This window comes from Mitsuaria sp. CC2, from assembly GCF_048957715.1.
Classification (GTDB): Bacteria; Pseudomonadota; Gammaproteobacteria; order Burkholderiales; family Burkholderiaceae_C; genus Roseateles.
In genome coordinates, this window is the sequence record NZ_JARVXN010000035.1 from 84,764 (window position 1) to 95,637 (window position 10,874).

At 67.6% G+C, this 10,874-nt stretch carries 13 protein-coding genes; 5 read left to right on the top strand and 8 right to left on the bottom strand.

What is annotated here, in order from left to right; all coding sequences use genetic code 11:
* The first annotated feature begins 175 nt into the window (after positions 1 to 175).
* The 3 genes from PV762_RS23745 to PV762_RS23755 all read left to right on the top strand — a co-directional run bounded on the left by PV762_RS23745 (position 176) and on the right by PV762_RS23755 (position 2,670).
* On the top strand, positions 176 to 1,204 hold the full coding sequence (locus PV762_RS23745) for an amidohydrolase family protein (protein WP_421037463.1): 1,029 nt from the start codon (positions 176 to 178) through the stop codon (positions 1,202 to 1,204).
* Positions 1,205 to 1,305: 101 nt separating this feature from the next.
* The gene (locus tag PV762_RS23750; protein ID WP_421037464.1) at positions 1,306 to 1,992 is read left to right on the top strand and encodes a YitT family protein; all 687 of its coding nucleotides are present in this window, start codon (positions 1,306 to 1,308) and stop codon (positions 1,990 to 1,992) included.
* A gap of 138 nt (positions 1,993 to 2,130) precedes the next feature.
* Positions 2,131 to 2,670: a hypothetical protein gene (locus PV762_RS23755; RefSeq protein WP_421037465.1), complete on the top strand. Its 540-nt coding sequence runs from the start codon at positions 2,131 to 2,133 to the stop codon at positions 2,668 to 2,670.
* Positions 2,671 to 2,725: 55 nt separating this feature from the next.
* Here the strand turns inward: PV762_RS23755 and PV762_RS23760 are convergent, their stop codons facing one another.
* The gene (locus tag PV762_RS23760; protein ID WP_421037466.1) at positions 2,726 to 2,962 is read right to left on the bottom strand and encodes a tautomerase family protein; all 237 of its coding nucleotides are present in this window, start codon (positions 2,960 to 2,962) and stop codon (positions 2,726 to 2,728) included.
* A 9-nt stretch (positions 2,963 to 2,971) separates the two neighbouring features.
* Positions 2,972 to 3,718, bottom strand: a complete 747-nt coding sequence (locus PV762_RS23765; protein ID WP_421037467.1) for an SDR family NAD(P)-dependent oxidoreductase — start codon at positions 3,716 to 3,718, stop codon at positions 2,972 to 2,974.
* Positions 3,719 to 3,887: 169 nt separating this feature from the next.
* On the opposite strand from PV762_RS23765, the gene PV762_RS23770 reads away from it, so the two are divergent.
* A complete protein-coding gene (locus PV762_RS23770) occupies positions 3,888 to 4,760 on the top strand; it encodes a LysR family transcriptional regulator (protein WP_421037468.1) in 873 nt (290 codons plus the stop codon).
* A gap of 4 nt (positions 4,761 to 4,764) precedes the next feature.
* Here the strand turns inward: PV762_RS23770 and PV762_RS23775 are convergent, their stop codons facing one another.
* Positions 4,765 to 5,688: a helix-turn-helix transcriptional regulator gene (locus tag PV762_RS23775; RefSeq protein WP_421037469.1), complete on the bottom strand. Its 924-nt coding sequence runs from the start codon at positions 5,686 to 5,688 to the stop codon at positions 4,765 to 4,767.
* 93 nt (positions 5,689 to 5,781) lie between these two features.
* Here PV762_RS23775 and PV762_RS23780 point away from each other — a divergent pair, with 93 nt between their 5' ends.
* Entirely contained in the window at positions 5,782 to 6,681 is a 900-nt protein-coding gene (locus tag PV762_RS23780) for an SDR family oxidoreductase (protein WP_421037470.1), read from the top strand.
* Between the two features lie 42 nt (positions 6,682 to 6,723).
* Here PV762_RS23780 and PV762_RS23785 read toward each other — a convergent pair whose 3' ends face one another.
* From PV762_RS23785 to PV762_RS23805, 5 genes are all read right to left on the bottom strand, one after another.
* Positions 6,724 to 7,242, bottom strand: coding sequence for a hypothetical protein (locus PV762_RS23785; RefSeq protein ID WP_421037471.1), 519 nt, complete (start codon positions 7,240 to 7,242; stop codon positions 6,724 to 6,726).
* A gap of 75 nt (positions 7,243 to 7,317) precedes the next feature.
* Positions 7,318 to 8,238: a hypothetical protein gene (locus PV762_RS23790; RefSeq protein WP_421037472.1), complete on the bottom strand. Its 921-nt coding sequence runs from the start codon at positions 8,236 to 8,238 to the stop codon at positions 7,318 to 7,320.
* Positions 8,235 to 9,101 carry a hypothetical protein gene (locus tag PV762_RS23795; protein WP_421037473.1) on the bottom strand — a complete coding sequence of 289 codons (867 nt, stop codon included), beginning with the start codon at positions 9,099 to 9,101 and terminating at the stop codon, positions 8,235 to 8,237. The genes PV762_RS23790 and PV762_RS23795 overlap by 4 nt, the downstream gene beginning before the upstream one ends.
* Positions 9,102 to 9,289: 188 nt before the next feature.
* Positions 9,290 to 9,949: a peroxiredoxin gene (locus PV762_RS23800; RefSeq protein ID WP_421037474.1), complete on the bottom strand. Its 660-nt coding sequence runs from the start codon at positions 9,947 to 9,949 to the stop codon at positions 9,290 to 9,292.
* Positions 9,950 to 10,143: 194 nt separating this feature from the next.
* The gene (locus PV762_RS23805; RefSeq protein WP_421037475.1) at positions 10,144 to 10,812 is read right to left on the bottom strand and encodes a hypothetical protein; all 669 of its coding nucleotides are present in this window, start codon (positions 10,810 to 10,812) and stop codon (positions 10,144 to 10,146) included.
* Positions 10,813 to 10,874: the final 62 nt, after the last annotated feature.

Here is a 10,874-nt window from a genome sequence, read left to right on the forward strand (position 1 = left end):
CAGTGCGGGAGCGGGAGCAAGAGGCGCTCAGCGTTGTCGACGCCATGCCGGAACTGAATAGCAGCTAGTCCAGGCCATAACTTGGACGACTGGCGGCGGCTCTCCACAATCCGCCGGAGTCGGCCTGGCAGGGCAGCGCCCTGCCGCGGTCGTTCCCAGCGAACCAGAGAGCCTCATGATCATCGACGTCCACGGTCACTACACCACCGCTCCCGCCGCGCTCGGCGCCTGGCGCGACCTGCAGATCGCGGGCCTGAAGGACCCGGCGCGGGCGCCCAGGGCCAGCGACCTGAAGATCTCCGACGACGAGCTGCGCGAGTCGATCGAGACCAACCAGCTCAAGAAGATGAAGGAGCGCGGCTCCGATCTGACGATCTTCAGCCCGCGCGCCAGCTTCATGGCGCATCACATCGGCGATTTCCAGACGTCGGCGACCTGGGCCGCGATCTGCAACGAGCTCTGCGCGCGCGTCGCGGAACTCTTCCCCGAGCACTTCGTCGGCGCGGCCATGCTCCCGCAGAGCCCCGGCGTCGACCCGGCGAGCTGCATCCCCGAGCTGGAGAAGTGCGTCAACGACTACGGCTTCGTCGGCATCAACCTGAACCCGGACCCGTCCGGCGGCCATTGGACGAGCCCGCCGCTGACCGACCGCCACTGGTACCCGCTCTACGAGAAGATGGTCGAGCTGGACATCCCCGCGATGGTCCACGTCAGCACCAGCTGCAACGCGTGTTTCCACACCACCGGCGCGCATTACCTGAACGCGGACACCACCGCCTTCATGCAGTGCCTGACCGGCGACCTGTTCAAGGACTTCCCGACGCTGAAGTTCCTGATCCCGCACGGCGGCGGCGCGGTGCCCTACCACTGGGGCCGTTTCCGCGGACTGGCGCAGGAGCTCAAGAAGCCGTTGCTGGACGAGCATCTGCTCAACAACATCTTCTTCGACACCTGCGTCTATCACCAGCCGGGCATCGACCTGCTGACGAAGGTGATCCCGGTGAAGAACGTGCTGTTCGCGTCCGAGATGATCGGCGCGGTGCGCGGCATCGATCCCGAGACGGGCCACTACTTCGACGACACCAAGCGCTACATCGCCGCCACGCCGCACCTCAGCGACGAGGAGCGCCACCTGGTCTATGAGGGCAACGCGCGGCGCGTGTTCTCGCGGCTGGACGCGCGGCTGAAGGCACAGGGCCGCTGAGCGTCGAGGCGTGCGGCGGCGCGACGTGCAGAGGGATTCGCGCTGACGCCGCACGCCGGTGCTGCGACACTCCTGGGCATGCTTTCTGCTTCGTGCCCGGGATGAGCGCCACACCTGACGACCCCACACCGCCGCTGCCGCCCTCAGGCACGATCGCCGCCGAGCCGATCACCGAGCCGCTCGCCGATCTGGCGATCCGCTCCCACACGGCCTTCGAGGACGCGCAGGCGATCTTCACCGGGACGCTGTTCGTCTCGCTGGCGCTGATCCTGTTCGCGCAGGTCGGGCTGCTGACGGGCGGCACGGCCGGCGCAGCCTTCGTGCTGCACTACGCGACCGGCATCAGCCTGGGCAAGTTGTTCTTCGTCATCAACCTGCCGTTCTACTGGTTCGCCTGGACGCGCATGGGCCGCGAGTTCACGATCAAGACCTTCGTCTCGATCGCGCTGCTGTCGGTGCTCACCGAGTTCTCGCCGAAGCTCTTCGCCATCGACCGCATCCACCCGGCCTACGCGGCGGTCCTCGGCGGCGCGCTGCTGGGTTCGGGCTGCCTGTTCCTGGCGCGGCACCGCGCCAGTCTCGGCGGCGCGACCATCGTCTCGCTCTACCTGCAGAAGGCCAAGGGCTGGCGCGCCGGCAAGGTGCAGATGGCCATGGACTGCGTCATCGTGCTGCTCGCGCTCACCGTGGTGGACGTGGAGCGGGTGGCGTACTCGGTGCTCGCGGCCGTGGTGATGAATCTCTTCATCGCCGTCAACCACAAGCCGGGCCGTTACGCGGTGCTGTGAGGGAGCGCTTCCGATCTAGGGGGAGATCGTCGACCTAGGGATGTGCCCTTTCCCCGGGACTGCCTAGTCTGGCCTCACGGCTTCTTCACGGCTCGATCCCGGGCACGGCAACGAAGCGGTATTCGCAGGGGATGCGCCATGCCCACACGCCAGCTGATGCTCACCCAGCTCAAGTGCGTCGACGACACGAGCGAGGGCGGCGACGACTCGCCCTACGTGCTGGTCTTCATGGCGCATCGCAACGTGCCCGGCGGCAAGCTGCACCGGCTTCGCGACTCCGACTGGGATGACAACTTCAACGTCAATTCCGTCGACAACACGCGGCGCATCATCGATGAAGCCGAAGCCGGCGGCGCCTTCGTCTTCGTGTTCATGCTGGAGGAGGACTGGGATCCGGACCTCGGCGGCGGCGGGATCCTCCAGGTGATGATGCAGAGCATCTGGAACGCGTACGGACAGAGCGGCTGGAGCAATCTCACGCCGGCCCAGTTGCGCTCGGTCGTCGGCCCCAAGCTGTCGAACATCGTGTCGGGTTCGCTGGCCAACGACGAGTACCTCGGCTGGCACAGCTTCGTCGTGCCGACGGTGACGACGGAAACGCCGCTCACGCCGCTGAACTTCAGCGGCGACGGCGGCACCTACAAGCTCACGTTCACAGTGAGGATCAAGGGCGGATGACGCGGCGTCAGACGCTCGATCCCCAGCGTGGAGGGAACCGGTCTCCAGGGCCTCCCTAGCCCGGCGTCCCGGCCTGCCGGCGGCGGAATTCCGTCGTCGGCAGGCCGCCGACGCCCCAGTTCTCGAGCTCGACCTCGTCGATGACGACGAAGGTCGTGTGGTGCGGCTTGCCCATCACCTCGAACAGCAGGTCGCTGACGCCCCGGATCAGGGCTGCCTTCTGCTCGGGCGTGGTGGCGCTGGCGCCGGGGGCGGTGCCCTCGCGGGTCACCTTGATGTTGACGTAGGGCATGAGGGCTCCTCAGCGGCCGGCGTGCTGGCCGCCGTCGACGTTGAGCAGCTCGCCGGTGACGAAGCCGGCGCGCTCCAGATACAGCACGGCCTCGACGATCTCGCTGATCTCGCCCATGCGGCCCATCGGGTGCAGTGCGGCGAGGAACTCGTGCGTCTCCGGCGCGTGCATCGGCGTCTTGATCACGCCGGGGCGCACCGCGTTCACGCGCACGCCGGTCTTGGCGTACTCGATTGCGAGCGAGCGCGTCACCGCGTCCAGACCGCCTTTGGTCAGGTTGGCCATCGCGGCCGGCACGCCGGTGATCGGTTGATCGACCAGCGTGGTCGTGATCTGCACGACGTGGCCGCTTTTCTGCAGCAGCATCTGCGGCAGCGCCAGCTGCGTGACGTGGAAGAAGCCGGCGACGTTGACCGCGAACGCGTCCTGGAAGTCCTGCGGCGTGTACTCGGTGAAGGGCTTGGCGATGAAGATGCCGGCGTTGTTGATCAGCGTGTCGATGCGGCCGAAGCGGTCGAGCGCGGCCTGCACGACGCGTTGCGCGACCAGGCGGTCGCCGATGTGGCCGGGGACGGCGACGACGTCGGCGTCGTCGGCCTGCTGGATGTGGCGCGAGTTGGCCACGACGGCATAGCCCTGCGCGCGATACGCGGCGACAAGCGCCGCGCCGATGCCTTGCGAGGCGCCGGTCACGATGGCGACCTTGCGGGCGGCGGTGTTGGTGCTGGCGGTGTTGGAGGTGGAGGCGGTGGACATGGAAAGGCTCCTGTTCATGCGGGATCCGGAGGATCCGGGTGGATGGGGACGCCGCGTGGATCGATGAGACGTTCGGCGTTGGACAGCAGGTTAGGAGCCGGCCCTCCCGGGCGGTAGCCGCTATCCTGTCTCAATGGCTGATCAAAAACGCACAGGGCTCCGAGGGGGTGTGGACTGGGAGGATCTGCGGGTCTTCCTCGCGCTCGGGCGGCACGGCAGTCTGTCCGCGGCGGCCCGCGCGCTGACGGTCAATCACGCGACGATCTCGCGGCGCATCCAGGCGCTCGAGGACAGCCTCGGCGAGAAGCTCGTCGACCGGCGGCCGGACGGCTATGTGTTGACGGCGGCGGGGAGGCGCGCGCTCGCGGCGGCGGGCGAGATGGAGGCCGCGGCGCAGTCGCTGGCGCGCGAGGGCGTCGGCGGCGACGGTGTCGCGGTGCGCGGGCTGGTGCGGGTGAACGCGCCGCCGGCCCTGTCGCAGGGCTTCCTGATCGATCGGCTGGCGCCGCTCGCGGTGCTGCATCCGGGACTGGACATCGATCTCGCGACGGACCTGCGGGCGGTGAGCCTGGACCGGCACAAGGCGGACATCGCGGTGCGTCTCACGCGGCCCAAGGATGGCGACTTCATCGTGAAGCCGCTGGGCACGATGGGCTTTGGTCTCTACGGCACGCCGTCCGTCTGCGAGACCGTCGAGACCGGCTCCGATCCAGTATTCGTCGGCTTCGACGAGGAAAGCGCCGACATGCCCGACGCGCTGTGGCTGGCGCAGCGCTTTCCGCGCGCGCGAGTGGCGTTCCGCGCGAACAACCACATGTCGCAGGCCATCGCGGCGAGGACCGGCGCGGGCCTGGCGGTGCTGCCGCATTACATCGGGCGGCAGGTGCCGGGGCTGCGCGCGTGCGCGCTGGAACCGGTGCGCGAGCCGCGGGAGATGTGGCTGCTGATCCGCGGGCAGGACCGGAAGGACCGGGTGATCCGCACCGTGGCGGATCATCTGCAGCGGGTGTTCGAGGAAGAACGCGAGCTCTTCCTGACCTGAGCGTTCAGGCCGTTCCGGGCTCCTGAAGATTCAACAGGCGGCTCACCTTGTCCTCGTCATCGCGCGTCGCCGGCTGATAGACGACCATCCCGAGGTCCGGTCGCTGATCGACGGCGAACGCCGAGTACTCGAACGCGATCAGTCCGACGACGGGGTGCCGCAGACGCTTCACACCTTCGCCGAAGGCCTTCACGTCGTGCTCTCGCCAGAAGCGCTCGAACTCGGGGCTGAGCGCGCTGACCTCGCGCACGAGTGCTTCGACCTTGGACGTATCCGTGACACGTGCCGAGTCCGCGCGGAAAGCCGCGACGACGAAACGCGCGACACTTTCCCAGTCGTCCTGCGCCGCTCTCACGCGCGGGTTGCAGAAGATCAGCTTCACGATGTTGCGCTGCTCGGGCGGCAGCGCGCTGTAGTCGGTGAGCACCGCGCTGGCCGCGCGGTTCCAGCCGACCACGTCCCACAGCGGCGTCTTCACGATCGCGGGACTCAGCGTGAGCGCGTCCAGCACGCGCTGCAGCCGCGGCGTGATGCCGGTCGCTTCCGGGGCGCGGGTCTCGGGCGCGCGGCCGAAGGCGAGCAGAAAGAGATGCTCGCGCTCCACGTCCGTGAGCAGCAGTGCGGCGGCGATGCGTTCGAGGACCACTTCCGACGGCGCGCCGCCGCGCCCCTGCTCCAGCCACGTGTACCAGGTCGGGCTCACGTGCGCGCGCTGCGCGACTTCCTCGCGGCGCAGACCGGGCGTGCGCCGGCGCGTCATCGGCAATCCGAACGCGGCGGGGTCCAACCGCTCGCGGCGATCGCGCAGGTAGGCGCCGAGCACGTTGTCCCTGGGCACCTGGGCCGACGCGACGGGTTGCCCGGAAGAAGGCGTCGAGGCGCGATCAGAAGGAGAAGGCAGGGAGGGAAGGGGGAAGACGTTGTTCATCCTGTTAGCCGCCATACCTGGATAAGGTCACTACTACACCGGGATGGATTCTGCGCGGACGATGCGTCGCATCAACTTTCGAGGGCTTCTCTCATGCGCGTTTTCGTCACTGGAGCCACGGGCTTCGTCGGGTCGGCGGTGGTCGATGAATTGATCGAGGCCGGCCATCAGGTGCTGGGTCTGGCGCGGTCGGACGCATCCGCGGAAGCGCTGGTCCGAGCCGGCGCCGAGGTGCATCGCGGCACGATCGACGATCTGGACAGCCTGCGCTCGGGCGTGCAGGCAACCGATGCGGTCATCCACACGGCGTTCGATCACGACTTCTCGCGTTTCGCCGAGAGCTGCCGTCGCGACGCAGTCGCCATCGAGGCTCTGGGCGAGGCGATCGCCGGATCGACGCGGCCGCTGCTGGTGACCTCGGGACTGGCGATGCCGGTGTCGGGCCGTCTGGGTCACGAAGGCGATCCGTGCCTGCCGGTATCGGACGGCTATCCGCGAGCGTCGGAACCGACCGCGTTGGCGCTTGCAGCGCGGGGCATCAACGCGGCCACCGTGCGGCTCTCGCCGACGGTGCACGGCGCGGGCGATCACGGTTTCGTGCCCATCCTCATCGACCTCGCGCGCCGGACGGGGCGATCGGCCTACGTCGGCGACGGACAGAACGCGTGGAGCGCGGTGCATCGGCGCGATGCGGCGGTGGTGTTCCGCCGGGCGATCGAAGTGCCGAAGGCAGGTGCGCGCTGGCACGCGATCGCGGAGGAGCGGATCCCGTTCAAGGACATCGCGACGGCGATCGGCGAGCGGCTCGGCGTGCCGGTGGTGAGTCTGTCGCACGAGGAGGCGCCGGCGCACTTCGGCTGGTTCACGAAGTTCGCCGGCTTGAGCCTCGCGGCGACGAGCACCGTCACGCGCGAGACGCTCGGCTGGGCGCCGCGGCATCCGACGCTGGCGGAGGACCTGGAGGACGCGGGCTACTTCGACCTGAAGGTTTAACGCCCCGTCAGGGCGCGCGCCTTTGCGGCGCACGCAGCGACTTCAGGTCGTGAACACGAACTTGAGCCCCTTGCGGTTCGGACCGATGAAGCTCATGTCGGGATAGATGCGGCGCTGGATCCAGAAGACGTATCCGATGATCCCGACCGAGATCGCAAAGCCGGCGATGCTGCCGGCCGTCATCGGGAACATGCCGGCGAAGTTGCGGCCCAACGTGATGATCGAGAGGAAGAGATAGCCGGCGTAGGCGCCGGCCCGGGGTTGGCGGAAGCCCCAGGCGAAGAGCAGTGGAATGAGCATCAGCGACAGTCCGAGGAAGACGGAGACGGACACCGTGATCGCGAAAATGATCAGCGCCTGCAGGATCATGAAGGCAGTGAGGATGTTGACGTGCAGCTTCATCTCGCCGAAGGCCTGGAGGTCGGGCTTGCTGGCCAGCCAGACGGCCAGATGGCGATCCTTGACGCCTTGCCCCGACAGCTGCCGGAATATCTCTGTCTTGCCCTTTCCCTCGGCGAGCATCGCGTCCATCTGTCGGCGGATGGTTTTCATGTCGCTCATGGATCCTCCCTGGATCGGTGTTGTCGTGAAGGGCGGGATTCTGGCTCAGCCCACTTTGGATCGCGGGCAAGGGCGTCAATGCGGCGAGCGCTCCGGCTTCTTGACGCGGCGCAGCCACGCCTGCGCGAGCAGATCGGCCTGCTTCTGCTCGTCGTCGCTGTACGGCGGCGTCGGAGCGTCGAACTCGAAAGGTGTGCGGGGGCGCTTCGAACGGCTCGTACGCGTGCTGTCGAGCGCCTCGAACGAGATCTCGTAGGCGCGAGTCTCGATGCGGGAAAGTCCGAACACTTCGGGGTGGCGCGCGAGCACCAAGGGAGCGATGTCGTCGCCGCTGAAGAAGTCCGCCCGCAGCGCATCGCGTAATGGCGCCTTCATCGCCGCGGGCGGATCGAAGCCGACGAGTTCGCCGTAGATCGCAGCGACCTTCCGCGAGCCCGCGAGCAGCGCCCGTTCGGCGAGCTCCTTCTGGCGAGACATGAGATCCGGGGGAATGGATTGGCAGCGCCGACCGCGCTCGTTGAACGCGTTGATCGCGACATCGCCCGCTTCTCCGGCAAGGCGGCCATCCGTTCTCATCCGCTCGATGTGTTGCACGAGGTCTGGATTGAAGCGGCAGACCGACATGATGTTCACCGCTTCGCTGAGTTGCTCGGGCGTGCCGTCATTGAAGGCGGAAATCACGATCTGGCCGAAGTCGCGCATCGCGGCGGATGCGCCGATGGCGAGCGGAGGGACAAGGGGATCGTCATTGGCTTCGGCTTGGCCTTGACGTACCGGGGCGGCCTGTCTTGTTATCGAGGCCGGGAGCGCGGCCTCATTGGCGATTTGTTCGGGCGTGGTGGTGGCCACTGGCTCAAAGGCCGGTGCAGCGGAGGGCCGCACCAGAGGCTCAACGGGCGTGGGCGTGATCGAGAAATACGCCAGCGCCGCGATCGTGCCAAGCGTGGCCAATGCGGCGCCCGCGAAGGCTGCTCCCCGATCCTTCACCGCACTCATCCCTTCGGCCTGCCCGGAGACTTGCGTTCCTGCTTCAGGCGTTCGGCGATCGATTCGGACTCGCGGACCGCGTCCTCGGGCATGTCGCGGAAAGGACCCTCCCGCAGCAGCGTTTCATGGAGCGGCTTGTCCTCCTCCCGCGCCTCGGACATGGCCACCAGGAAGTAGGCCCGCGCCTCGGCCTTGGAAAGCCCCAGTCGCGCGCCGTTGAAGGCGAACTCCTGGACGATTTCCCGATCGCCGTCTCGGAAAGCGGCGTTCATCGCGTTGAGCAAGGGCTGACGCATCGCCTCGGGCGGTCGGTAGCCGACAGAGCGTCCATAGATCAGGGCCACGTCGGCGGCGTCGGGCCCGCCCGCCTCGACGGCGCGTGCCGCAAGCGCGCCGCGCTGGGCCTGCATCTCCGGCGTGATCGACTTGCATTGACCTTCCAGCCACGCCGCTGCGGCGATCCTCCTGTTGCGCTTCGGATCCTGCGCGCTCACGCGCCTGGCCGTGTCCGACCAGTCGTACAGCGACGCCCGCAGACAGGTCTGAAGCACGAAAGCGGCTTCACCGGCCTCTTTCGGCGTACCGCCGTGCATGCCGATCAACACGACCTGGCCGAAGTCCTGCATCGTGGGCGGCTTGAACTCAACGGCGGCTTTGGCCGTGGCGCCGCTTGCCGCGGCTGAGGCCGGCATGACAGCTGGCGCGGGCTTGTCGATCTGCCCGGTCGTCCCGGCGGTCGCGACGTCGGGTTCAGCAGCGCGTTGCGGCACGGACGCCGGCGCCTGAGTGACGGCGGACGCGCGGGCCAAAACGACGCGCTCGTCTTTCGGCGATTCAGGCCAGAACGGGACTGCGATCGCCGCGGCGGCCAAGAGCAGCCCGCCCGCCACGATCCAGCGGCGTGGATGATCCATCTTCGACTCCCTGCGATGCGGTCGTTCGCCGCTTTGACGCCGCGGATGTTATCGACGCAGGAAGCGAAAAGGCCGGGGCCCCCATCGGAGGGGGGCGCCGGCCTCATCGACTGCGACTGCCGAGGGCATTGGCCCTCACGCCGTCCTCACTTCGGCTGCTTGACGATGCGCAGGTAAGGCTTCGGCGCCTTCCAGCCTTCCGGATAGATCGTCTTGGCTTCGTCGTCGGACACAGAGCCCGCGATGATCACGTCGTCGCCGTGCTTCCAGTTCACCGGCGTCGCGACGCGGTGCTTGGCGGTCAGCTGGATGGAGTCCAGCACGCGCAGGATCTCGTCGAAGTTGCGACCCGTGGTCATCGGGTAGGTCAGCGTCAGCTTGATCTTCTTGTCCGGACCGACGATGAACACCGAACGCACCGTCGCGTTCGTCGCCGCCGTGCGGCCGTCCGACGTGCCCGGCTCTTCGGCCGGCAGCATGTTGTAGAGCTTGGCCACGTTCAGGTCGGTGTCGCCGATCATCGGGTAGTTCACCGCGGCGCCTTGCGTCTCCTCGATGTCCGCCGCCCACTTCGAGTGGTTCTCGACCGGGTCGATCGACAGGCCGATCAGCTTGGCGTTGCGCTTGGTGAACTCCGGCTCGATCCTCGCCATGTAGCCCAGCTCGGTCGTGCACACCGGCGTGAAGTCTTTCGGATGCGAGAACAGAATGGCGTAGCTGTCGCCGATCCAGTTGTGGAAGTCGATCTCCCCCTTCGTCGTCTTGGCGGTGAAGTTCGGGGCGATGTCGTTGATGCGCAGGGACATGGTGGGCTCCAAGGTTGAAAGTGCCGTCGCCTTCGAACGGCGAAGCGGCAAGCCGGGCGATTCTCGTCGTCAATCGCGCGGCCGGGGCACCCGGCAGGGGGGAGCGACATTCTTGTCCTCCAGATTGACGACGGACGGAGTCTGCCCAATGGCCTTACTCGACCTGCGACTTTACTCATGCGCGAATGGCATGCTCACTGGCCGAAAGTCCAGTTCGCGCCGATCGTCCACCAGCCCTCCTTCGGCGTCCGCACGGCGCCGGCTCTCGCGTAGCTCACGTCCACCGTCAACTGGTCGCTCAGCGTGCGACGCAAGCCGAGCCGGGACAACGGCCGTTCGCCATCGTGGAAATACTCGGCGAGCGTCTGCCAGCCGGGGCTCATCTGCCACTCGGCGGCGATGCCGCGCTGAGTGCGGGCGTCACCGCCTTTCAATCGGGAACGTCCCAGGTTCAGGTGGAACGCCAGGTCCTCGCGCGGGGTCCAGGTCACCGGCACCAGCAGCGACTGCTGCGAACGCGGGGTCTGGTCTTGCCACCCCAGCCCGGCGACCACGCCGATCGCGAGCTGGGGCTGCAAGGCGGTCGCCCACTTGAGCTGCACGCCGTGCAGATGGAGCGACGACGCCGACCGGGACGTCTCCCGATCGGCGTTGATGCCGGCTTCCGCACCCAGCAGGTTGCAGCCGAGACCGGCGTGCTGGCGCTGGCGACGATCGAGGTTCGAGTGTTCGGCCCAGAGTTCGAGGTTGCATTGACCGGGGTCGACGGTAGCGGCGTCGTCGACGGCGTGATGCCCGCCGGCGGCGAGGCAGGCAGCGGATAGCAGCGGGCCGGTCAGCAGGACCAGCAGGAAAAAGCGCATGAAGGACTCCTGGGCGCACTGTCATGCACCCCCATTGGCGGGTGATGACGAGGCGCTTCACG

What these genes read in the sequence shown, in the direction of transcription:
- PV762_RS23745 (WP_421037463.1), top strand. Translation starts at nt 176, where the DNA reads ATGATCATCGACGTCCACGGTCACTACACCACCGCTCCCGCCGCGCTC.
- PV762_RS23750 (WP_421037464.1), top strand. Translation starts at nt 1,306, where the DNA reads ATGAGCGCCACACCTGACGACCCCACACCGCCGCTGCCGCCCTCAGGC.
- PV762_RS23755 (WP_421037465.1), top strand. Translation starts at nt 2,131, where the DNA reads ATGCCCACACGCCAGCTGATGCTCACCCAGCTCAAGTGCGTCGACGAC.
- PV762_RS23760 (WP_421037466.1), bottom strand. Translation starts at nt 2,962, where the DNA reads ATGCCCTACGTCAACATCAAGGTGACCCGCGAGGGCACCGCCCCCGGC.
- PV762_RS23765 (WP_421037467.1), bottom strand. Translation starts at nt 3,718, where the DNA reads ATGTCCACCGCCTCCACCTCCAACACCGCCAGCACCAACACCGCCGCC.
- PV762_RS23775 (WP_421037469.1), bottom strand. Translation starts at nt 5,688, where the DNA reads ATGAACAACGTCTTCCCCCTTCCCTCCCTGCCTTCTCCTTCTGATCGC.
- PV762_RS23780 (WP_421037470.1), top strand. Translation starts at nt 5,782, where the DNA reads ATGCGCGTTTTCGTCACTGGAGCCACGGGCTTCGTCGGGTCGGCGGTG.
- PV762_RS23785 (WP_421037471.1), bottom strand. Translation starts at nt 7,242, where the DNA reads ATGAGCGACATGAAAACCATCCGCCGACAGATGGACGCGATGCTCGCC.
- PV762_RS23790 (WP_421037472.1), bottom strand. Translation starts at nt 8,238, where the DNA reads ATGAGTGCGGTGAAGGATCGGGGAGCAGCCTTCGCGGGCGCCGCATTG.
- PV762_RS23800 (WP_421037474.1), bottom strand. Translation starts at nt 9,949, where the DNA reads ATGTCCCTGCGCATCAACGACATCGCCCCGAACTTCACCGCCAAGACG.
- PV762_RS23805 (WP_421037475.1), bottom strand. Translation starts at nt 10,812, where the DNA reads ATGCGCTTTTTCCTGCTGGTCCTGCTGACCGGCCCGCTGCTATCCGCT.